This window comes from Maribellus maritimus, from assembly GCF_022267315.1.
Taxonomy (GTDB): Bacteria; Bacteroidota; Bacteroidia; order Bacteroidales; family Prolixibacteraceae; genus Draconibacterium; species Draconibacterium maritimum.
The window spans coordinates 1-22360 of record NZ_JAIKLE010000063.1; the positions used below are offsets into that span (position 1 = coordinate 1).

A 22360-nucleotide genomic window follows, 5' to 3' on the forward strand; every position below is an offset into this window, starting at 1 on the left:
AGCCCGGGCCGGTGCAGGCCAAAAGCGTTGAAGGATGACTTTGGCTTGATTCTTTTGAATACTTTTCTCATCTAAGGAGAAAAGTATTTGGGGCTCGGGGCAACGCCCCGTTGAGCTAGTAAAAGATGAGCGATGAGAGATGAGTCGCAAAGTTTTACATAGAAAAAAAATCAAAGAATAAGAAATTCAAAAAAGAACAGACTACACGTTGAGAAGCAGAGACGAGCGCTGAGAAGATGAGATTGTGAGAAAAGAGAAATGAGTACTGAGCCTTTTTAGCAGAAAATAGAATTCAAAGACTAAAACAAAAAAAAGTACAATCCTCATATTATTGAAATAAGTTCACAGTGAGATACGTTTTAAAATACATCACAGACTCAAAAATATAATTGTTATTATTCCATGAACTATAAAAACCAAATCCTTAAAAAAATAGCTCAAAACCGGGAAGTTGTTGGTATTATCGGTTTGGGGTATGTAGGATTGCCTCTTGCTGTGAACTTTGCCGGTTCCGGGGTAAAAGTATTTGGTTTTGAACAGTTTGCCGAGCGGGTAAACAAAATCAACCGGGGCGAAAATTATATCAGCGACGTAGCGGATAAGTCCCTGCAGGAAGTGGTATTGGACAATAAAACCCTTATCGCTACTTCCGACTATTCAAAAATCAGTGAATGCGATGCGATTATCATATGTGTACCAACACCATTGGATCGTTTTCACAAACCCGACATGAGTTATATTGAGTCTGCCTGTATTGAAACCGGTAAAAACATCAAACCCGGCACTTTTATCTGTCTGGAAAGCACCACATACCCCACCACCACTGAAGACTTTATGTTGCCACTAATAAGTGAGGCAACGAAAAGCAACCCGTTCTTCAACGAAACTGTCATCCCGAACGAAGCGGAGCGAAGTGAGGGATCTCATAATACCGGCACCGATCCCAACCTCCCCCCCACGGGGGGATTGAGGGGGGCTACTCCTTTCTGGCTTGCCTATAGCCCCGAAAGAGTAGACCCCGGCAACAAAAACTACCACACACGGAACACTCCCAAGGTGCTGGGTGCCCTCACTCCCGAAGGACTCGAAATCGGACAGGCTCTTTACAAAAAAGCCGTTGACACCATCCACCCCGTGAGTTCGCCACGTGTAGCTGAGATGGTAAAAATTCTGGAAAACACCTATCGGCTGGTAAATATCAGCCTGATTAATGAACTGGCACTCTTAGCCGGTAAAATGGATATCAACATCTGGGAAGTCATTGAAGCTGCCAAAACAAAACCCTTTGGTTTTGAGGCTTTTTATCCCGGACCCGGTGTGGGCGGACACTGTATCCCGCTCGACCCTTTTTACCTGGAGCACATCGCCAAACGATATAATTTCGACCTCTCCATGATTCATGCTGCAGGTCATATCAACATGCGGATGCCGCATTACATGTACATCAAAATCGCAGCTGCCCTTAACCGGCAGCAGAAAGCAGTAAGCGGCAGTACCATTCTCTTTCTGGGTGTCGCTTTTAAACCCGATATCAACGATGAACGGGAATCTCCGGCACTCCGGATTATGGATATCCTGTTTTTTAAAGACGGGAAAGTGACCTATCACGACCCCTATATCCCGGAGGTACAAACAAACGAAGGAAATACCTTTTATTCCTTAGATTTAGATGAGGAAACCATAAAAAATGCCGATTGTGTCGTCCTCACCACCAATCACTCGGTATTTGATATCAAAAAGATACAAAAACATGCCCGACTCATTGTCGACCTGCGAAATATGATAAAAGAAGCAGATGACAAGGTGTATAAGCTGTAAAATAAGTCAAAGCAGTATTTAAGATTTTGTTAGGCTAATACTTTCAACTCAACTCGTATAAATATCAAGCAATTTAAATGGTTTAAGAATTTTATTTTCAAATGAATATTTTAAAATTAATTGGACGCGACAAAGAACTTTTCACAGAAGACATAGCAGAGCATGAAAAGGAGTTAACTGACATTATAAATACTTCCCGGTTTTTGGTGATTGGCGGCGCAGGTTCTATCGGTCAGGCGGTAACGAAAGAAATTTTTAAACGCAAGCCCCAAAAACTCCATGTAGTAGACATCAGCGAAAACAACATGGTGGAGCTGGTGCGCGACATCCGTAGTACATTTGGATATATCGATGGCGATTTTCAAACATTTGCCCTGGATATTGGCTCAGTTGAGTATGATGCTTTTATTGCTTCTGACGGTCAATATGATTATGTTTTAAATCTTTCGGCATTAAAACATGTGCGTAGCGAAAAAGACCCGTTTACATTAATGCGAATGATTGATGTGAATATTTTTAACACAGAAAAAACAATACAACAATCGATTGATGCTGGTGTGAAAAAATATTTCTGTGTTTCCACTGATAAAGCAGCAAACCCAGCAAATATGATGGGGGCTTCAAAACGAATTATGGAGATGTTTTTGATGCAGAAAAGCGAACAGATGGATATCTCCACTGCACGTTTTGCCAACGTCGCCTTTTCCGATGGTTCTTTGTTGCACGGTTTTAACCAGCGGATTCAAAAACGACAGCCCATTGTAGCGCCAAATGATGTAAAACGGTATTTTGTTATACCTAAAGAATCAGGCGAATTATGTTTAATGTCTGCTATTTTTGGAGAAAACCGGGATATCTTTTTCCCGAAGTTGAGCGAAAATCTTCATATGATTACCTTTTCCGAAATTGCTGAACGTTATCTTTCTGAAATCAGATATAAACCATATCTGTGCGAAACAGAAGCGGAAGCACGTAAACTGGTAAACACGTTGCCCAATGAGGGGAAATGGCCTTGTTTATTTACCCAAAGCGATACTACAGGTGAAAAGGAGTACGAAGAATTTTTTACCGATAATGAAATTCTTGATTTGGATCGGTTTATCAATCTTGGAATTGTAAAAAATGAACATGGTTTTGACAGCAGTAAGATTGAATATTTTAGAAATACAACTCATCTTATGAAATCAACAAAGAGTTGGACAAAAAAAGAGTTGGTTGCTCTATTTTTTGAAATGATTCCTAACTTTGCCTATGTTGAAAAAGGAAAATATCTTGACGCTAAAATGTAACATTAAATGAACAGGTTTGCTGAAATTGTAAAATTTATCCGTCAGACTTTTAACCAACCCGAAGGTTTTATTCCCCTGCACGCGCCGGTATTTAACGGAAATGAAAAAAAATACATCGAAGAGTGTATCAACAGCACCTTTGTTTCCAGCGTGGGAATGTTTGTTGACCGTTTTGAAGAAGATATGGCAAATTTTACCGGGGCAAAAAAAGCAGTTGTTTGTGTAAACGGAACCAATGCTTTACATCTGGCTCTGATGCTCGCGGGCGTAAAACAAAATGACGAGGTAATCACTCAACCTTTAACCTTTATCGCTACAGCCAATGCCATCAGTTATTGCGGCGCGCAACCAGTCTTTATTGATGTTGACAGGGATAGACTGGGTCTTAGTCCGCAGGCGCTTCAAAATTTTTTAGACAAGAATACTACGCGAAAAGGTGACGGATGCTACAATAATTTATCAAAAAGAAAAATTTCCGCCTTGGTTCCAATGCATACCTTTGGGCATCCATGTCGGATTGACGAAATAGCCAAAATATGCGAACAATATCATATTGAGTTGGTGGAAGATGCCGCTGAAAGCCTCGGAAGTTATTTCAATAAAAGACATACAGGTACTTTTGGAAAAATTGGTGTACTAAGTTTTAACGGAAACAAAATAATTACCACAGGGGGGGGGGGGATGTTGCTTTTTGATGATGAAGAGTCGGCAAAAAAGGCAAAACACATTACAACACAGGCAAAGGTGCCGCATGCCTGGGAGTTTGTTCACGATGCGATTGGCTACAATTATCGCATGCCAAACATAAATGCTGCCCTGGGGCTGGCACAACTGGAACAACTGTCTGGATTTCTAAAAATAAAAAGAGAGTTGGCTGAGAGGTATCAATCCTTTTTTAGCGGAAAGAATATTCAGTTTATTAAGGAACCGGAAAATAGCCACTCAAACTATTGGCTTAATGCCATTTTGTTAAAAGACCGAAAAGAACGGGATGAATTTTTAAAGTACACCAATCAGAACGGAATTATGACCCGCCCGGTATGGGAATTGATGAACCGTTTACCAATGTTCAGGGACAGCCAGTGTGGAAATATTAAAAATGCGGAATGGATTGCCGACAGACTGGTAAACATTCCAAGTAGTGCAACAATATAAAAATGAAAGAACCAATTGTACTTATAGGAGGCGGGGGACATTGTATTTCCTGTATTGATGTAATTGAACTGACCGGGCAATACGAAATTGCCGGAATTCTGGATCAAAAAGAGAAGATTGGACAATCTGTTTTAAACTATATGGTAACCGGCTCCGACGAATCGATTAAAAAGTTAGCAGCCAAAGGATACAACTTTTTAATAACAGTTGGGCAAATCAAATCATCAAATATCAGAAGAAAAATTTTCGAACAGGTAAAAAAAGAAGGCGGTAAATTACCTGTTATCATAAGTCCGCTGGCATATGTGAGCAAATATGCAACTGTTGCAGAAGGAACAATCGTTATGCACCACGTACTTGTAAATGCAAATGCGTCGGTTGGAAAGAGTTCAATTATCAATTCAAAAGCGTTAATTGAACACGAAACCACGGTTGGGGATTTTTGCCATATCTCAACCGGGGCAAAAATCAACGGACAAGCAGATATTGGAGGAGACTGTTTTATTGGAAGTAATGCCACCGTAGGGAATAATATATCCGTTTGCGAAAAAACAATTGTAACTGCAGGCTCGCAGGTTTTGAAAAACATCCGGTTATCTGGTGTGTATATCGGAAATCCTTTACGTAAAATCAGATAAAATGCACACACTGATTATTGCAGAAGCAGGAGTAAACCATAATGGTAATATGGAGATGGCAAAAAAGCTTATTGAAGCTGCTGCCAATGCCGGTGCTGATTTTGTCAAGTTTCAGACGTTTAACGCCTCGAAACTGGTTAGTAAATCGGCAAAAAAAGCGGAATATCAAATAAGGAATCTGATTGACGAAGACGATTCCCAATGGGCAATGCTTAAAAAGCTGGAATTGAATGAGGATATGCATCATGAACTCATTCACCACTGTCATACTTTTGGTATTCAATTCCTTTCTACCGGGTTTGACAATGAAAGCATTGACTTTTTGGATTCGTTGGATATCCCTTTTTTTAAAACACCATCAGGGGAGATAACCAATAAGCCCTTTCTGAAATACATTGCAGGAAAAGGCAAACCGGTAATCATGAGTACAGGCATGGCAAACATCAGTGAAGTAAAATCAGCGCTTGATGTACTAACCCTCCATGGATTAAACAAAAAGCAAATCACTGTTTTGCATTGCAATACCGAATACCCAACTCCTTATGAAGATGTAAACCTGAAAGCAATGGAACATATTCACAGTGAACTTGGTGTTGAAGTCGGGTATTCCGACCATACTAATGGGATTGAAGTACCAGTTGCCGCTGTGGCATTGGGCGCAAAAGTTATTGAGAAACATTTCACCCTTGACCGTAACTTGCCTGGCCCCGATCATAAAGCTTCACTTGATCCTGTTAAATTGAAGGAGATGGTCAGTGCTATTCGCAATATCGAAAAAGCAATTTCAGGCTCAGGAGTTAAAGAACCCAGCCCGAGTGAGAAAAAGAATATAAAAATAGCCCGTAAAAGTATCGTCGCTGCCACAAAAATCAAAAAGGGAGAAATTCTTACGGAACAAAACCTTACCGTAAAAAGGCCTGGTGACGGACTAAGCCCGATGCTGTGGGATGATATTATAGGCAAAAAAGCCAAACGCGATTTTCTGGAAGATGAGTTAATTGGGTTATGAAAAAAATCTGTGTAATAACCGGTACCAGAGCTGAATACGGTTTGCTTTACTGGCTCATCAAAGGCATAAACGATGACCCGGAACTGGAATTGCAGCTCCTTGTTACCGGTATGCATCTTTCTCCTGAATTTGGCCTTACTTGGAAGCAAATTGAGCAGGATGGTTTTCCCATTGCCCGGAAAATTGAAATCCTTCTTTCTTCCGATACCGCAGTAGGTATCTCAAAATCCATGGCATTGGCGCAAATTTCTTTTGCCGAAGCTTTTGACCAGTTAAAGCCTGAAATTATTGTATTGCTTGGCGACCGTACTGAAATTTTTGCAGCTGCTTCGGCGGCTCTGATTGCCGGAGTCCCCGTTGCTCACATTCATGGAGGTGAACTGACTGAAGGAGCATATGATGATGCTATCCGGCATTCTATCTCAAAAATGAGCAGCCTCCATTTTACAGCTACCGAAACCTATCGTAAGAGGGTTATTCAATTGGGCGAACAACCCGAAACGGTTTTTAATGTGGGAGCCATTGGCTTAGACAACATCAAAAAGCTGCAACTGCTCAAGCGAAATGATTTTGAAAAATCTATTGGCCATAACCTGCTTGAAAACAACCTGCTAATTACCTTTCACCCGGTAACGCTCGAAAACCAATCGGCCCAAGAACAGTTCGGAAACTTATTGGAAGCATTAAACGAACTGGAAAATACTTTATTGATTTTCACAAAACCCAATTCCGATAAAGACGGTCGCATTATCATTCAAATGATTGACGACTTTGTAAAAAGCAATCCTGAAAAAGCCGTTGCATTTACTTCTTTGGGGCAACTACGCTACCTTTCAGCTATTAAACACATGGATGCAGTCTTGGGCAATTCATCCAGTGGAATTATTGAGGTCCCTGCTTTTAATGTGCCCACTGTAAACATTGGCGACAGGCAAAAAGGGCGCATTACGGGGCCAATCATTTTTAACTGCGAACCCGTAAAAGAAAAAATTAGCCAAGCATTAAAAAATGCTCTAAATCTCGATAAAACAAAACAATACCAACACCCTTACGGCGATGGAAACACCTCTGAAAAAATTCTTGATATATTAAAAAGCACAGAAAAAATCAACCTCAAAAAACGATTTTATGATATCACGTTTTAAAATTTGTGCCCATTTGTGTCATTTAAGGGAAAATACATTTGTGTTCATTCGTGTAATTTGTGAATAACTATGAACGAATTTTCGAAAAACATTATATCACACAACGCCTCCGTCATTGAGGCCATGAAAAAGCTCAACGAGGTGCCGGGTTCGCTTACGCTTTTTGCCGTAAATGAGCAGCAACAATTAGTGGGCACCTTAACCGATGGCGATATCCGGCGCGGATTTATTCATGGACTATCGCTTACAGACACCGTGGAGAAATTCATGCTAAAATCGTTTCACAAGGTAAACAATGGATTTACCGTGCACGATTTTAAAACAGCCCGCGAAAAAGGCATCCGTTTATTGCCCGTACTCAACGATAAAGGGCAGATTGAAAAAGTTTACGACCTGAAAAAACGCCAAAGCATCCTGCCACTCGAAGCCATGATAATGGCCGGAGGACGGGGCGAACGTCTGCGACCGCTAACCGACAAAACACCCAAACCCATGCTCCCGCTGGGCAACAAACCCATTATCGAACACAACATCGACCGGTTGATTAGTTTTGGTATTGAAAAAATATACATTTCAGTAAAATACCTTGGGGAACAAATTGAAGATTACTTTGGCGATGGCGCTTCCAAAGGCATTCAAATTGAATACATCTGGGAAGACCAGCCGCTGGGTACTGCCGGTGCGCTTTCACTGGTTAAAAAGTTCAATACCAAACACATTTTGCTAATGAACAGTGACCTTTTCACGGATACCGATTTTGAAGACCTGTACCTGAACACTGTTCAACAAAATGCTTTTATGGGCGTGGCAACTGTTCCTTATACCACCAAAGTTCCGTATGGTATTTTTACAACCACGGAAAACCAAATAACTGGTTTAAAAGAAAAACCGATTTATACCAACTACGCCAATGCCGGGATTTACATTCTCAACACGTCGGTTTTAAATAAGATACCTCAAAATACCTTCTATAATATTACCGACCTGATGGAACAACTCATTGCAGCAAACCAAATCGTTATTCATAATCCCATAGTGGGCTACTGGATTGACATTGGCCAGCACCAGGATTATAAAAATGCACAGGAAATTGTAAAACACATACATTGATAGTTATGATACAGGATAAATTGGAAAATTTGAAACGCTATAAAAATTTGTTCCCGGAAGTATTGGAATATCTTGAACAAAGCAATCTAAGCTTATTATCCCTGGGCAAACATGAAATTTCACATAATATTTTTGTCCTTGTGAATGAATATGAAACAAATTCAAATGATATCGGGATATTGGAAAATCATAGAAAATATATTGATTTTCAAATTGTATTATCAGGGACAGAAAGAATGGCATTATGCGACTCACATTTCGAGATATTCAAACAATATGACGATGAAGCTGATTATGAACTGGTAAAAGCAAAACCTTATTTTATTGATTTAAAACCAGATTGTTTTGTTGTTTTGTATCCCAATGAATATCACCATCCCGGGATTAATATTAATAATCCCCAAAAAGTCAGAAAGATAGTGTTTAAAATAAAAATTTAAAATAATGTCAATAAAAACAATAGCAGAAACAGCGTGGCATCACGATGGAGATTTTAATTTTATGAAACTCCTGGTTGATGATCTCATTCAGAATACAAATACAAACTTTATAAAATTACATATAACACTCAGTTTTAATGAATATATGTTACCCGATCATCCGGGTTATGACTTTTTAGTCAGTAAGGCATTTAATAAAGAACAATGGCAAGTCCTTATAGAAAAGATAGTTGATTCAGAAAAAAAACTGATGTTACTATTTAACGACATCGAGGCCATTGATTTTGGAATGTCTTTCAATCCTGAATTAGTCGAAATACATTCTGTATGTTTAAATGATTTGCATTTGTTAAAAAAGTTGAAGGAATATAATCATAGGAATATTCCAATAATTTTAGGTGTTGGTGGCTCAACGCTTTACGAAATTGAAAATGCCATCTCATTTATAGAAACAGAAAACATCGTTTTAATGCATGGTTTTCAAAACTATCCGACAAAATACTCAGATATTAATTTTAAACGTATCCGAAAAATAATGGGCTTATATCCAAATCTCAAACATGGCTATGCCGACCATACAGCATGGAATGAGCCCAACAACAACCTGATAACGGTAATGGGTGCCGCTTTAGGAATGGATTTCGTTGAAAAACATGTAACCAATAAACCAGGAGAAGAACGCACTGACTGGCAGGCAGCAATAGGAATAAAACAGTTCAATGATATAGTGACTAATTTAAAACTTTTAGATAGTTGTAATGGTGATGGATTATTAAAACTAAATGAAGGTGAAATAAAATATTCAATATTTGGGCCGAATAAAAAAGCAGCTTTTTTAAACCGGAATATTAAAAACGGGGAAACATTTCAAGAAGCTGATATAGATTTTAAACGAACTTCTCAAATTTCTGACACATCGCAAACTGAAGTTTGGAACTTGGTTGGTAAAAAAGCCATTATGAATTATCCAAAAGGTGAGTTAATCACAAAAGACAAATTTGAGTAAAATGAAAATAGGTTTTTTTATAACTGCAAGGCTTAAAAGTTCAAGATTAAAACAAAAAATTTTGCTTGATCTTAATGGCAAAACAGTAATTGAAAGAGTTATTGAACGATGCAAGGCAACTATCGGAATTGATGGAATTGTGTTGTGTACCAGCACCAATCCCCAAGACTCCGCTCTTTACAATTATGCATTAAAAGGAGGTATTCAGTTCTACGCCGGTTCTGAAAATGATGTATTACAGCGTTTGTTAGATGCAGCAAAATATTATCATTACGATACCTTTGTTAGTATTACTGCTGACAATCCTCTTTTTTCAATTTACACATCACAATTATTGATCGATCAATTTAAAAAGGAACCATTCGATTTTGGTTTTACAAAAGGGTTGCCAATCGGTATAGCAACTTCAATGATTGAAACCAAAGCCCTTGAAGTTGCTGTACACATGAAAAAACAAGCTGATACTGAAATTTGGGGGCCATTTGTAAATCAACCGGATTTCTTTAATATTTTTAATTTAGTTGTTGAAGAAAATTATTTTGATGAAAAAAATAGATTAACTATTGATTATCACGAAGATTATGAACTTATACATTTGATATATAAATCTTTAAATAAATCTGAAATAATAGACATTTATACTGTATTTCAATTACTTAAGGAGAAACCTGCTTTTTTGAAAATTAATCATAAAAGAACACAAAGATACCCGACAGAAGAAGAAATGGATTTAATTAATAAAGCATTTAGAAATAACGTTGAATGTGGTAAAAATTTTGCTAACAAAATTGGAAAGCTACTAACTCCTAAATTATCCGAACTGCACATAAAGCTATAAATAATCAAAAATGAGTAAACAGGATGGAGAATATATAGACAAATTTTTTCTTATGGAAAAAAAATTTGCTCTATTCTTAATGCGTACAAATGATAATTATCCAATTTGGGATATTATCCGGTATAAAGTTGATTCTTTTTTAAGAAAAAGTGAAAATGAACAATCGCTTTCTTCACATGCTAAAAAAGATATTAGCAAAAGCATAAAACTGTTTAAGGGTTTTATCATATCTATTAGTTGTTTAATAAAACCTTTAAATAGCTGCTTGTTTTTTATTTCTTCCAGGAATAAAGATGACAACAGTATTTTTTTTGATTTAAACGCTGATGGTGCCTTATCTGCTTTAAATAAAGCAGACGTATCGATAATTGAAACGTACACACCATATGGTAACTACAAATATTCCGACTACAATATCGTTTTACATTCTTTTATCCACACCATAAAAAAGTTAAAATATAAAAATTTCAAATTAGATACTGAAGTACTTAATGAAATATTAAATGCTATTGGAAAATCATTCCCTTCAGCTAATTTATCAAAATTATCATCAGTTTTAAATGACGAGTATTCCTCTTTTATAAGTTCATTCCTTTTTTACAACTGGTTGTTTAATAAGAATAAATACAGATTAAAAAGAATTTTTGTTACTCAAAATGGAATTCAAAAAGGCTTGTTTTTAGCGGCTAAAAAAAATAATATACTAACTTATGAGTTTCAACATGGAAGTATTGACCGTACGCATCCGGCATATAGCTACAATTCAGATATTAAATATAACAAAGGTGACATAATAAATCCAAATTTTCTTTTAACACTAAGTGACTATTGGCCAAATTTGTTTTACCATCCCTTTATAAAAAATATTTCAATCGGAAATGACTATTTCAATAAGAAGACAAAGGCCAGGCAAAAGACTCATTTAACTGTAATTACTTCAAACGTGCATGATATGGAATTGAGACCGGTTACCAAAAATATTGCTCAAGAAAATCCTGCTCAAAAAATATATTATAAGCTTCATCCAAATCAATTTCACCAGTTTAATGAAATTGAAGAATATTTTCTTGAAAATAAGAACGTATCTGTGCTAACAAATGAAAAAAATGTTTCACAACTTGTAATTGAATCAAAAGCATTACTTGCAGTTGTTTCCACCGCGGTTTACGAGGCGTTACACAATAACACGATAGTAATTATTTTAAAAAAATTGAATTATCAAGCACATGAAGACATTTTTAATAATCCAAATGTACAATTGATTGAAGATTTTGAAGGTTTCAGCAGTATTTGGCAAAATGATCTAAGTTTTGTTGAAGATGAATATTACACTTTTTTCAAAGCGTTTAATGAAGAGTTATTTAAAAAAATAGTTTCCTTTTAACATATGCTGCGCAATAAACTTTTTAAAGAAACTATTATTTATGCAATTGGTGAAATCGCTCCTAAAGTTATTGGTTTCTTTTTATTGCCCATTTATACCCATTATCTATCGCCAAGCGATTACGGCATTTTAAGCTACACCAATTCTGCTGTAATATTTTTATTTGTTTTAGGTGCCCTCTCTTTAAACAGCTACGTTTTAAGATTTTATTATGAGAAAAGAACAGAAAAAGAAAAGAAAGAATTAATTGGCAATATTTATTTATTTATTGGATTTATTAACCTCTCAATTATAGCTGTTATTTGGTTTATACTGCCGCATATCATTACCAAATATAATATTCAGGTTCCATGGAAACCATATTTTCAATTGGCGTTAATTAATAATTTCCTCGACGGTTTTTCAATAATTCCTTTAGTTCTATATCGTATTAAACAACGAGCTAAATTGTTTGTCAGTTTGTCGTTAGGAAGGACACTGTTACAATTTTTACTTACATTCCTGTTTGTTGTAGTATTAAGAAAAGGGCTAGTAGGGCATTATTATGGCAAACTTATTTCAGTATCTGTTTTCTTTTTTATTTACTGGTTAATTATTGGGAAGGAAGCTAAGTTCAACATAAATTTACAACAGATTAAAGAAGGCCTCAAATTTTCGTTGCCATTAATACCAGGCGCAATAGCCTATCTTGCTTTAAGTATTTCTGACAGGATAATTCTTGAAAGGTTTGTTCCAATATCCGATATTGGGGTTTATACAGTAGCATATACACTGGCATTTGCACTTAATATGATTGTACAAAGCGGGTATAAGGCCCTTGAGCCAGAATTTTATAAACGTTTTGGACAAAAAGATTTTTTTGTATTCGCTAAAAAAATTCAATCTACATTTCTGTTTGTCGTCTATTTTATTGCAATGGGGTTGACTCTTTTCAGTCAGGAAGTTTTTAAGATTTTAGCATCTGAAGAATATTATAATGGCTATTTACTGGTACCCATAATAATAATTGGCGCTATAATGACCGGCCAAAACGTGGTTTTTCGCACCATAATGGTTGCCGATAAAAACACACGTATAGTTGGCTTTTCTTCTTTTGTAGGTGCCGGAATAAGCGTGCTATTTAACCTGCTGCTAATTCCTGTTTGGGGTATTTATGCTGCCGCTATTTCTTCGGCAGTTTCTTATTTTTTTATGAATATATTTTTATTTAAAAAAATGAATTTCCCGGGTAAAAGTCTGAAATCTGAATTTATGGCTTTAGTTTCGTTTATTTTTATCATATTCACTCTATTTTATGCTTTAAAAATCGAAATCTCTGTTCAAAATTTTTTATTTAAAATCCTTATTCTGGCACTTTATATAGTGCTATTGTCAAAGGTATTTCACATTAATTTGAGATCATTAAAAAATGGAATACAGTTTAAAAACAATAATTAGATATGGTTATAGGTCTGCCTGGTGGCTTCTTAACTCATGGCGGTTTAAACAATTAGGTATATTTGCCTATATAAACCATCCTTTAAGAATATCAGACCCCAGGAATATCAGAATCGGCAGAAATGTTTATGTCGGTTACAAAACATGGTTAGCTGCAAAAAAACACACAACGCAAAGAAGTCCAATTTTAGAGATTCAAGAAAGGTCTTCCATTGGTAATTTTAATCATATTTATGCAACTGACTCGATTATTATTGAAAAATATGTTTTAACGGCTGACAAAGTTTATATTACAGATAATCTGCATAATTATGCTGATATCTCATTACCGATAATAAAGCAACCTATTAAACAGTTAAGTAAAGTTGTAATTAAAGAAGGTGCCTGGTTAGGTGAAAACGTTTGTGTTTTGGGTGCAAGTATTGGCAAAAATTGTGTCATAGGTGCAAATTCTGTTGTAACAAAGGATATTCCTGATTATTCAGTAGCTGTAGGCGCGCCGGCAAAAATTATTAAACGGTTTAATTTTAAAACCCAACAATGGGAAAAAACAACCCCTGATGGTTCATTTATAAATATTTAAAAATGAAAAATATTTTAATAACAGGAGGAGCAGGTTTTATAGGCTCTAACTTATCACTCAAACTTATTGCAAAAGGTTATCAGGTCAGGGTATTGGATAATCTATCGAAACAAATTCATGGAGAAGTACCAGAAAAAACATCACCTCTGTATCGGTCCATTATCGGTCAGGTTGAATTCATAAAAGGAGATGTAATATCGAGAAATGACCTGGAATTAGCAATAAAAGATCAAGATGCACTTATACATTTCGCAGCAGAAACAGGAACAGGGCAATCGATGTATGAGATTAAGAAGTACAGTGACATTAACATTGGTGGAACAAGTTTACTTTTGGATATTTTAACCAATCAGCAGCATTCAATCAAAAAAATTATCGTTGCTTCGTCGCGGGCAATATATGGCGAAGGCAAATACGAATGTGAAAAACATGGAATAGTTTATCCTTTGGAGAGAAAAACAGAGAATATGCAAAAAGGGGATTTTGAATGCAAATGCCCAATTTGTAATGGAGCAATAAGATTGTTACCCACTTCAGAAGATAGCAAAATTCATCCATCATCTGTTTATGGCATTACCAAACAAAATCAGGAACAAATGGCACTGATGGTTGGTAAATCTTTGGGCATTCCGGTAGTTGCTTTTCGATATCAAAATGTATATGGCCCCGGACAATCATTAAGCAATCCATACACAGGAATACTCTCGATATTTAGCACACAAATTCGAAATGGCAACGACATAAATATATTTGAAGATGGAAAGGAAAGTCGCGATTTTGTATATATCGATGATGTTGTGAATGCTACCATCTTGGGCCTTGAAAGCGACGAAGCCAATTATGAAATTTTTAATGTTGGAGCAGATAAACCGATAGACGTTGTCACTGTCGCCGAAACATTAAGGAAAAATTATAATTCGAATGTGCCCTTCAATATTACCGGTAATTTTAGGTTAGGTGATATTCGGCACAACTATGCTGACTTATCGAAAATCAGGAAAGCTTTAAACTACAAACCACAATATTCATTTGAAAAAGGAATAAAAAAATTTTGCAATTGGGTACTAAAACAAGAAATACAAAAAGACAACTACACCAGGTCAATTAAAGAGCTAAAGGAGAAAGGGTTGTACAAATGAGTTTTATAAAAGGGAAAAATATATTTTTTATTAGTTCTGAGTTGCATAATTACACAGCGACAATAAAAAAAGAAATGGAGGCTCAAGGAGCATATGTCTATCATGTTATTTATAAGAAAAAAAGCAGATATTTTCAACTGCTTCGTCACCTACCAAAAATTAAAAAGAAATTAGAAAATAGAATAGTTAGAAATGCAGTTAAAAAATCTAAAAATACAAATTTTGATTATGTGTTCATAATAAGAGGTGGAATGCTAAATCCTGAAACGATTTTAAGCATCCGAAAGCACTCACCAACAACAAAATTCATTCTCTATTTATGGGATTCAATATCAGAAAATAATAATGTGCTTAATTTGCTTTCTTCAATGAACAGCATAATTTCTTTTGATATACTTGATTGTGAAAAATACGGATTTAAATATTTACCACTTTTTTATTCCAAAGAATTCGAAACTAAAAATATAATTAATTCGGATAATCAATTCGAATATGATCTATCTTTTGTTGGTAGAGATCATAGCGATAGATACAAGATTTTAAAACAAATAAAATTGCAAGCGGAAAACTTGAATTTAAGGATCAAAATTTACCTGGTTATTTCCAAATTAGGTTACTATAAGCGAAAGATATTTGACAGTAAAAATTTTAGAGATGCAAATAAAGACGATTTTTATTTCAACACTTTAACTCTATCTGAAATTTCAAATATTTATAAACAGTCTAGATGTATTATTGATATTGAGCAAAAAGTTCAGACAGGTTTAACTATGAGAACTTTTGAAATATTGGCTCAAGGGAAAAAGATGGTGACAACAAATCAACATATTAAAAAACTTGATATTTATTCCCCGGAGCTAATTTCAATAGTTGATCGGAATGATGTTAAACTCGATTTTAATTTTATAAAAAATCCTTTAAAAACTAAATATAATATTGAAAAATATTCGTTGTCGAATTGGGTAAAAAATATATTCTTAATTGCAAATGCATAAATTACAAAATAAAATAAATCTTCCCGTAATTGGATTATTTATAATATACCCTCTAATTAGTTTACCTTTTTTACTGATTGAGGTTATAAATAAGAAAAAATATGCGGTAGTGCTATTATCTTTTTTTATGGCTGCGCTTGGTTACATTTTAATCCCAACGATTACTGATGATTTAACGAAACATTATGATGACTTTTCGAAATTAACAACAGACTGGGGCTCATTTAAATTTCTTTTAATTCAAAATACGGATTTTGTATTAACCTTATTTCAGTTTTTCATTAAGGTTTTTAATTTGTCTCCGCAGTTAATTCCGTTTCTTTCAGTATTTATAGGTTATTTTTTAAAGTTCTTAATACTTTTCCAGTTTGTAAAAATATATGAAGCAAAAAATGAAAGAAAAATACCTAAAACCATTTGGATACTGCTCATAGCATTTACTTTTCTTACCATTAGCTTTCGAAATTTTGCATTAAATATAAGAATGCCTGTTGCTCTTACTTTACAAATGTACGGTCTCTTTGTATTGTATTTCAAAAAAGAAAAATCCGGATTGATTTATATGGCGTTAGGAACACTTACTCATTTCATGACAATAATTTTTATACTATTTATATTAATATTAAAATATTTCAATAGGAAAAACCTTTTTAGGATATTATTCATAATTTCTTTTGGTTTTAATTTTATTCCTCAAAGCATCATTGTAAAACCAATACAACAAATTAATATTTCCAACGAACAGTTTATCAAAAAGCAACAAGGCTATACCGAAGGTTTTTACTATAAAAACTTTATGGAAGAAATGTCTTTCAAAGGAAAAGTATCACGGTATATTGGTTTATCATTTACATACTTAATATTCTTATATTTATTAATATTTAAACGGAATTCTAAGCTCAGAAATTTTGTTTATCTATGTGCGATACTAACGAATTTCTTTTATAGTATGCCAATGTTTTTTGCCAGATATAGTTATGCTCTTCAATTCTTTTTTTATGTCTTATTTCTGTTTGAATCTGGTTCTACTTTTTTCTATTCAAAAAAAGGTTTATTGATGCTTAAGCTGTTAACACTATATACCATCTTACTCTTTACAGCAATGGTATATTCTACTCGTGTTTCTATTATTAAGAGTCATTCTAAAGTATTGTACAACAATATAATAACGTTATTTAATATAAAAGTTACCAAGCAAGATTATATATATTAAGGAAAATTATATGAAAAAGGTTTTTTATTACTTTCTAAAAAAAATATTGCCACCTCTTACATACGCAAAATTCATTGGGGTAAAAGTTGGACATGGGTGTATTTTTTACACAAAAATTTTCGGAAATGAACCTTATCTAATTGAAATTGGAGATAATGTTCAAATAGCTGGGAATGTGAGTTTTTGGACTCATGGCGGAGGATGGATAATGAGAGATACTCATCCAAATTTTGATTTATTCGGAAAAATAAAGATAGGAAGCAATGTTTATATTGGTTCTGGTAGCAGTATATTGCCCGGCGTTACTGTCGGAAATAATGTTATTGTTGCAGCTAGGTCAGTTGTGACCAAATCAGTTCCAGATGGGGTTATCGTGGGTGGAAATCCTGCAAAAATTATTGGTTTAGTATCTGATTTTAAAGCAAGAATGCTTCCGTACAATTTAAATTGTAAAAACCTATCTCGTTTTTCTAAAGAAGAATACTTGAAAAAACAACCAGATAATATGTTTGTCCAAAAGGATTTTATGGAAAATCCTTTTAAATCATAAAAATTTTAAGGTATTTAAATATAATGAACAAAATTAACTTAGCATTCATTCTTTCCACGCTCCAATTATGTGGTCCGATTAACCAAACGCTGAATTTAATATCAAGCTTAAATACGGAGAAATTTAATCCAATTGTCATAACACTTTCTCACGAAAGTAAAAACAGCCTTATTAAATCGTTTAAAGAAAAAAAAATAACAGTTATTCAATTGGGACTTCCCAGGTGGAGCATTATACTTGGTATTTTTTCTGTAAAAAAAATATTAATAAAGGATAATATTGATATAATCCATAGCCAAGGTTTTAGAAGTGATATTATTTCTTTTTTTGCTAAGTCAAACCAAAAGATTCTTTCTACCACAAGATCAGAACCTTATAAGACAAACCTTACAAAATATGGTAAGTTTATAGCTAGACTTATTACTGATATTCACTATTATTTTCTCATGAAGTTCGATAAAATTGTTGTTCCCTCTAAAACTATTTCAGAAAAAATAAGTCAGTTAAAAGGAATAGATTGTGAAATAGTATTAAATGCCGTAGATTTTGATAAATTTCATCCAGCTTCAGTTAAAGAAAAAAAGAAAAAAAGAAAAAAATATGGTTTTAAAACTGATCAAAAAATATATTTAATGCTTGGTGATTTAATACCAAGAAAAAATGCAAAAATTGCTATTGAAGCTTTTAACACTTTTCACAAAGAAGAAAATTTAATTCTTTTAATAGTAGGAGATGGATATGAAAAGGATTATTTAAAAAAATTGAAAAAAACTGAAAGCATAATTTTTATTAAAAGAACAAACAATCCTAAAGAATATTTGCAAATTGCAGACTATATTATTTCTGCGTCGCTTTCAGAAGGATTACCAAATAGTATTTTAGAAGGAATTTCGTGTGGATTATACCCTATACTTTCAAATATTGACTCACATACCGAAATTATTAACAAAATAAAAATAGGAACACTATTTAATGTAAATTCAAGAGAGGACTTAATTGAACAAATTAGATTATCATCAAATATTAAACTTAATTTACAACATGATATTAGGCAATCTGGATTGTCCTTTTTTAGTAAAGATATTATGGCAAAATCTTATCAGAACATATATCAAATGCTTTATCATAATTGATATTATCAATGAAAGTAGTTAAAATTATCGGAGGTTTAGGGAATCAAATGTTTCAGTATGCATTTTTTCTTTTTATGAAAAAAGAAGGTATTAATGCAAAAATAGATATTACTGACTTTGATAATTACACATTACATAATGGTTTTGAATTAAAAAGGGTATTTGGTATAAATATTAGAAATGATATTATTAGTCAGAAAGAATTAAATTTTAGAAAAATAAAAGATAACAAACCTTTTTTTGGTATTAGAAAAATTATTGATCGTTTTTTTTTCAATAGCACAAATTATTTAATACAAAAAACTCATTGGGTTGAACCCAATTACTCAGCTTTTTATAATGAGGTTATTGATTCAGGTCGAATTTATATGGAGGGTTATTGGCAAAACGAAAAATATTTAATAGATCAAAGAAATACTTTAATAAAATTGTTTGAATGGAAAACAATAAGTAAGAAAAATGTAGAATTAATTGCACAATTAGAAGTAGAAAATTCAGTTTCTGTTCATATCCGGAGATTTGATCAACCAAAGTCCTTTAAAGAACTCTTTTATAGATTTAGGTTAAAATTGATGTGGCGTATTGCATCAAAAAAATATTATCTAAGAGCAATTGATCGTGTTCGTCAAAGGGTTTCAAAACCGGTTTTTTACGTTTTCACGGACAATATTTCTTGGGTAAAACAAAATTTCTTTTTTGAAAAGAATGTCAACTTTGTGGATTGGAATAGAGGAGAAGATAGCAATCAAGACATGTTGCTTATGTCAAAATGTAAACACAATATCATTTCAATGAGTTCATTCAGTTGGTGGGGGGCATGGTTAAATCAAAACCCGAACAAAATTGTAATCGCCCCCAGAAAATGGGCTGTACGTTTTAAGAAAGACATGGGAATTATCCCTTCAAATTGGACTAGAATATAAAATATGTTTTCGGTATTATTATCAGTATACAGTAAAGAAAAACCCGAATATCTTGAAAAAGCACTACAGAGTATCTGGGACAATCAAACAGTCAGACCAGCTGAGATTGTATTGGTTAAAGATGGTCCACTTACCAAAGGACTTGAAGATTTAATTAATTCTCACTTAAATGATAAACCTTTAAAAATTATTCCATTAAAAAATAATGTTGGTTTAGGTAGAGCTCTGGCAATAGGACTGGAGCATTGTTCGTATGAAATTGTAGCGAGAATGGATGCTGATGACATTGCGGCTAAAGATCGTTTTAAAAAACAGTTGGAATATTTTGAATATTTTCCGGACACAGCACTTTTAAGTTCTGATATCGCAGAATTCGATGTCGATCCATCTCTAATAAAAAGTATTCGGAGTTTACCTAAGACACATGATAAAATTATTCAATTTGCAAAACGACGAAATCCAATGAATCACATGGCAGTCATGTTTCGTAAATCAGCCGTTATTGAAGCTGGTAATTATCAGGCCTTTCAAGGTTACGAAGATTATTACCTTTGGGTTAGAATGCTCCAAAAAGGATTTCGTTCTGCTAATTTAGATGAAAATTTGATATACGCTCGAGTTGGTAATAATATGATTTCACGTAGGCAAGGCCTTCATTTTTTCAAAGAAGAATTACGTTTACAAAAAGAATTTTTAAATATTCATATGATTAATCATTTTGAATATTTACGAAATATAATCCTAAGGGCATTTCCGCGTTTAATGCCGGTTTTTGTACTAAAAATTATTTATAAGACTTTACGTAAATAAATGAATCGCAAAATTCTTTTTATCGGGGCCTCCGGTTTTGTGGGCACCCGTTTAATTGATACGTGTAAAAGGGAATTTGCTCTTTTCAATCTGGATAAACAACAAAGTCATTTTTTTCCGGAGTTAACCACGTTTGGAGATGTACGTAACCCGGCAGATATTGAAAAAGCCTTGCAAAACAAAGAAACTGTCGTTTTATTGGCTGCTGAGCACCGGGATGATGTTAGCCCCACTTCCTTGTATTACGATGTAAATGTACAGGGAACACGCAATGTGCTGGAGGCAATGGATAAAACAGGGGTGAAGAATATTATTTTTACCAGTTCGGTAGCGGTGTATGGATTAAACAAAAAAAATCCCAATGAAGAACATCCAAAAGATCCCTTTAATCATTATGGCAAAAGTAAATGGCAGGCCGAGGAAGTTTTACGCGAGTGGTACAATAAAGACCCGGAAACAAAATCATTAACCATTATACGTCCAACTGTAATATTTGGAGAACGAAACCGCGGAAATGTCTTTAACCTGCTAAAACAAATTGCCTCGGGTAAATTTTTAATGGTAGGCAAAGGTACAAACTATAAGTCGATGGCCTATGTGGGAAATATTGCGGCTTTTATAAAATATCACTTGCAAAATATCAAACCCGGTTATCATGTGTTTAATTACATCGATAAACCCGATTTAAACATGAATGAATTGGTAGCCCAGGTAGAGAAAAGTTTACAAAAGAAAATTCCATCCACTCATTTTCCCTATTGGCTGGGTATGCTCGGAGGTTTTGGATTTGATATACTGAGTAAACTTACAGGCAAAAAGTTTTCTGTAAGCGCTGTTCGGGTGAAAAAGTTTTGTGCCACCACTCAATTTGATTCCACAAAGGCACACAACTGCGGTTTTAAAGCACCTTATACATTGTCGGAAGGACTTCATAACACACTTCATTACGAGTTTATTGATAAAAACAAAGACGGCATTACCTTTGAGACGGAATAGCTGTCTCTCCTTCCCCTCTTGAGAGGGGATACCGGGGTGTGTAAAATGTTAATTCAAAATACCAACATAAACTGTGTCGCGTCGCAAAATTATTCCCTACAATCCCAACTTAAAACAACTCGCAAGGCAGTTGCGTAATGATTCTACGAAAGCTGAAATTTTTATGTGGAAAATGTTAAAAGGCAAACAATTGTATGGATATGATTTTCACCGCCAAAAACCAATAGACAATTATATTGTCGATTTCTTTTGTAATGAATTGATGCTTGCCATTGAACTGGATGGATACAGTCATATTTTTCCGGATGTACATCAAAAAGACAAAGAAAAGGAAAAGAAACTAAATCAATTGGGAGTTACTGTGCTTCATTTTTGGGATGACGAAATTTTTCGTGATACAGATAATGTTTTCCGTGTAATAGAAGATTATATTTCCAGGTATGAAGAAACACACCCCCGGCCCCTCTCAAGAGGGGAGTCAAACCTGTAAAATTAACTGCCCCGCTGGTGCGAGATTGTATCTCGTGCCTCTTTGGGCCACATTTGAGCTGGCAAAGAATTATAAACACAATAGAATTAGATAGAAATTTAAAAACTTTCAATATCCGCCCCCGGCGGATAAAGGTGCGTAGGCCTGCCAAAGTAGCCCGGGCTGGTGCAGGCCAAAAGCGTTGAAGGATAACTTTGGCTTGATTCTTTTGAATACTTTTCTCATCTAAGGAGAAAAGTATTTGGGGTATGGGGCAACG

22 protein-coding genes are annotated in these 22360 nt (G+C 34.4%); all 22 read left to right on the top strand.

The features are described from left to right. The first annotated feature begins 402 nt into the window (after positions 1–402). The 22 genes from K5G00_RS27555 to K5G00_RS27660 all read left to right on the top strand — a co-directional run bounded on the left by K5G00_RS27555 (position 403) and on the right by K5G00_RS27660 (position 22101). Entirely contained in the window at positions 403–1818 is a 1416-nt protein-coding gene (locus tag K5G00_RS27555) for a nucleotide sugar dehydrogenase (RefSeq protein ID WP_238769714.1), read from the top strand. Between the two features lie 101 nt (positions 1819–1919). Then, the gene (locus tag K5G00_RS27560; protein WP_238769715.1) at positions 1920–3107 is read left to right on the top strand and encodes a UDP-N-acetylglucosamine 4,6-dehydratase; all 1188 of its coding nucleotides are present in this window, start codon (positions 1920–1922) and stop codon (positions 3105–3107) included. A gap of 6 nt (positions 3108–3113) precedes the next feature. Then, on the top strand, positions 3114–4262 hold the full coding sequence (locus tag K5G00_RS27565; protein WP_238769716.1) for a LegC family aminotransferase: 1149 nt from the start codon (positions 3114–3116) through the stop codon (positions 4260–4262). Positions 4263–4264: 2 nt separating this feature from the next. Continuing rightward, positions 4265–4900 carry an acetyltransferase gene (locus tag K5G00_RS27570; RefSeq protein WP_238769717.1) on the top strand — a complete coding sequence of 212 codons (636 nt, stop codon included), beginning with the start codon at positions 4265–4267 and terminating at the stop codon, positions 4898–4900. Position 4901: 1 nt separating this feature from the next. Further along, positions 4902–5909 (top strand): N-acetylneuraminate synthase, encoded by a 1008-nt coding sequence (gene neuB / locus K5G00_RS27575; protein WP_238769718.1) that lies wholly within the window; start codon positions 4902–4904, stop codon positions 5907–5909. Next, entirely contained in the window at positions 5906–7054 is a 1149-nt protein-coding gene (gene neuC / locus K5G00_RS27580; protein WP_238769719.1) for a UDP-N-acetylglucosamine 2-epimerase, read from the top strand. Before neuB ends, neuC begins: the two co-directional genes overlap by 4 nt. Positions 7055–7123: 69 nt before the next feature. Then, the gene (locus K5G00_RS27585) at positions 7124–8164 is read left to right on the top strand and encodes a nucleotidyltransferase family protein (RefSeq protein ID WP_238769720.1); all 1041 of its coding nucleotides are present in this window, start codon (positions 7124–7126) and stop codon (positions 8162–8164) included. Positions 8165–8169: 5 nt separating this feature from the next. Beyond that, positions 8170–8604: a YhcH/YjgK/YiaL family protein gene (locus tag K5G00_RS27590; protein ID WP_262921470.1), complete on the top strand. Its 435-nt coding sequence runs from the start codon at positions 8170–8172 to the stop codon at positions 8602–8604. 4 nt (positions 8605–8608) lie between these two features. Continuing rightward, positions 8609–9610, top strand: a complete 1002-nt coding sequence (locus K5G00_RS27595; protein WP_238769722.1) for an N-acetylneuraminate synthase family protein — start codon at positions 8609–8611, stop codon at positions 9608–9610. 1 nt (position 9611) lies between these two features. Beyond that, positions 9612–10448: a cytidylyltransferase domain-containing protein gene (locus tag K5G00_RS27600; RefSeq protein ID WP_238769723.1), complete on the top strand. Its 837-nt coding sequence runs from the start codon at positions 9612–9614 to the stop codon at positions 10446–10448. A 10-nt stretch (positions 10449–10458) separates the two neighbouring features. Next, complete coding sequence (locus tag K5G00_RS27605; protein ID WP_238769724.1) at positions 10459–11832, top strand: hypothetical protein; 1374 nt, start codon at positions 10459–10461, stop codon at positions 11830–11832. Positions 11833–11835: 3 nt separating this feature from the next. Continuing rightward, positions 11836–13269, top strand: coding sequence for a lipopolysaccharide biosynthesis protein (locus K5G00_RS27610; protein ID WP_238769725.1), 1434 nt, complete (start codon positions 11836–11838; stop codon positions 13267–13269). After that, positions 13241–13852, top strand: a complete 612-nt coding sequence (locus tag K5G00_RS27615) for an acyltransferase (RefSeq protein WP_262921471.1) — start codon at positions 13241–13243, stop codon at positions 13850–13852. The genes K5G00_RS27610 and K5G00_RS27615 overlap by 29 nt, the downstream gene beginning before the upstream one ends. 2 nt (positions 13853–13854) lie before the next feature. After that, positions 13855–14991, top strand: coding sequence for an NAD-dependent epimerase/dehydratase family protein (locus K5G00_RS27620; RefSeq protein ID WP_238769726.1), 1137 nt, complete (start codon positions 13855–13857; stop codon positions 14989–14991). Continuing rightward, the gene (locus K5G00_RS27625) at positions 14988–15986 is read left to right on the top strand and encodes a CgeB family protein (protein ID WP_238769727.1); all 999 of its coding nucleotides are present in this window, start codon (positions 14988–14990) and stop codon (positions 15984–15986) included. The genes K5G00_RS27620 and K5G00_RS27625 overlap by 4 nt, the downstream gene beginning before the upstream one ends. Continuing rightward, complete coding sequence (locus tag K5G00_RS27630) at positions 15979–17199, top strand: EpsG family protein (RefSeq protein WP_238769728.1); 1221 nt, start codon at positions 15979–15981, stop codon at positions 17197–17199. The genes K5G00_RS27625 and K5G00_RS27630 overlap by 8 nt, the downstream gene beginning before the upstream one ends. Positions 17200–17209: 10 nt before the next feature. Further along, positions 17210–17749 (top strand): acyltransferase, encoded by a 540-nt coding sequence (locus K5G00_RS27635; protein ID WP_238769729.1) that lies wholly within the window; start codon positions 17210–17212, stop codon positions 17747–17749. 23 nt (positions 17750–17772) lie between these two features. Next, complete coding sequence (locus K5G00_RS27640; protein ID WP_238769730.1) at positions 17773–18882, top strand: glycosyltransferase family 4 protein; 1110 nt, start codon at positions 17773–17775, stop codon at positions 18880–18882. Positions 18883–18890: 8 nt separating this feature from the next. Next, positions 18891–19805: an alpha-1,2-fucosyltransferase gene (locus tag K5G00_RS27645; RefSeq protein WP_238769731.1), complete on the top strand. Its 915-nt coding sequence runs from the start codon at positions 18891–18893 to the stop codon at positions 19803–19805. A 3-nt stretch (positions 19806–19808) separates the two neighbouring features. Continuing rightward, positions 19809–20615, top strand: a complete 807-nt coding sequence (locus tag K5G00_RS27650) for a glycosyltransferase (RefSeq protein WP_238769732.1) — start codon at positions 19809–19811, stop codon at positions 20613–20615. Then, positions 20616–21611, top strand: coding sequence for an NAD-dependent epimerase/dehydratase family protein (locus K5G00_RS27655; protein ID WP_238769733.1), 996 nt, complete (start codon positions 20616–20618; stop codon positions 21609–21611). A 73-nt stretch (positions 21612–21684) separates the two neighbouring features. Beyond that, positions 21685–22101, top strand: coding sequence for an endonuclease domain-containing protein (locus K5G00_RS27660; RefSeq protein WP_238769734.1), 417 nt, complete (start codon positions 21685–21687; stop codon positions 22099–22101). The last annotated feature ends 259 nt before the right edge of the window (positions 22102–22360 follow it).

What these genes read in the sequence shown, in the direction of transcription:
- K5G00_RS27555 (WP_238769714.1), top strand. Translation starts at nt 403, where the DNA reads ATGAACTATAAAAACCAAATCCTTAAAAAAATAGCTCAAAACCGGGAA.
- K5G00_RS27560 (WP_238769715.1), top strand. Translation starts at nt 1,920, where the DNA reads ATGAATATTTTAAAATTAATTGGACGCGACAAAGAACTTTTCACAGAA.
- K5G00_RS27565 (WP_238769716.1), top strand. Translation starts at nt 3,114, where the DNA reads ATGAACAGGTTTGCTGAAATTGTAAAATTTATCCGTCAGACTTTTAAC.
- K5G00_RS27570 (WP_238769717.1), top strand. Translation starts at nt 4,265, where the DNA reads ATGAAAGAACCAATTGTACTTATAGGAGGCGGGGGACATTGTATTTCC.
- neuB (WP_238769718.1), top strand. Translation starts at nt 4,902, where the DNA reads ATGCACACACTGATTATTGCAGAAGCAGGAGTAAACCATAATGGTAAT.
- neuC (WP_238769719.1), top strand. Translation starts at nt 5,906, where the DNA reads ATGAAAAAAATCTGTGTAATAACCGGTACCAGAGCTGAATACGGTTTG.
- K5G00_RS27585 (WP_238769720.1), top strand. Translation starts at nt 7,124, where the DNA reads ATGAACGAATTTTCGAAAAACATTATATCACACAACGCCTCCGTCATT.
- K5G00_RS27590 (WP_262921470.1), top strand. Translation starts at nt 8,170, where the DNA reads ATGATACAGGATAAATTGGAAAATTTGAAACGCTATAAAAATTTGTTC.
- K5G00_RS27595 (WP_238769722.1), top strand. Translation starts at nt 8,609, where the DNA reads ATGTCAATAAAAACAATAGCAGAAACAGCGTGGCATCACGATGGAGAT.
- K5G00_RS27600 (WP_238769723.1), top strand. Translation starts at nt 9,612, where the DNA reads ATGAAAATAGGTTTTTTTATAACTGCAAGGCTTAAAAGTTCAAGATTA.
- K5G00_RS27605 (WP_238769724.1), top strand. Translation starts at nt 10,459, where the DNA reads ATGAGTAAACAGGATGGAGAATATATAGACAAATTTTTTCTTATGGAA.
- K5G00_RS27610 (WP_238769725.1), top strand. Translation starts at nt 11,836, where the DNA reads ATGCTGCGCAATAAACTTTTTAAAGAAACTATTATTTATGCAATTGGT.
- K5G00_RS27615 (WP_262921471.1), top strand. Translation starts at nt 13,241, where the DNA reads ATGGAATACAGTTTAAAAACAATAATTAGATATGGTTATAGGTCTGCC.
- K5G00_RS27620 (WP_238769726.1), top strand. Translation starts at nt 13,855, where the DNA reads ATGAAAAATATTTTAATAACAGGAGGAGCAGGTTTTATAGGCTCTAAC.
- K5G00_RS27625 (WP_238769727.1), top strand. Translation starts at nt 14,988, where the DNA reads ATGAGTTTTATAAAAGGGAAAAATATATTTTTTATTAGTTCTGAGTTG.
- K5G00_RS27630 (WP_238769728.1), top strand. Translation starts at nt 15,979, where the DNA reads ATGCATAAATTACAAAATAAAATAAATCTTCCCGTAATTGGATTATTT.
- K5G00_RS27635 (WP_238769729.1), top strand. Translation starts at nt 17,210, where the DNA reads ATGAAAAAGGTTTTTTATTACTTTCTAAAAAAAATATTGCCACCTCTT.
- K5G00_RS27640 (WP_238769730.1), top strand. Translation starts at nt 17,773, where the DNA reads ATGAACAAAATTAACTTAGCATTCATTCTTTCCACGCTCCAATTATGT.
- K5G00_RS27645 (WP_238769731.1), top strand. Translation starts at nt 18,891, where the DNA reads ATGAAAGTAGTTAAAATTATCGGAGGTTTAGGGAATCAAATGTTTCAG.
- K5G00_RS27650 (WP_238769732.1), top strand. Translation starts at nt 19,809, where the DNA reads ATGTTTTCGGTATTATTATCAGTATACAGTAAAGAAAAACCCGAATAT.
- K5G00_RS27655 (WP_238769733.1), top strand. Translation starts at nt 20,616, where the DNA reads ATGAATCGCAAAATTCTTTTTATCGGGGCCTCCGGTTTTGTGGGCACC.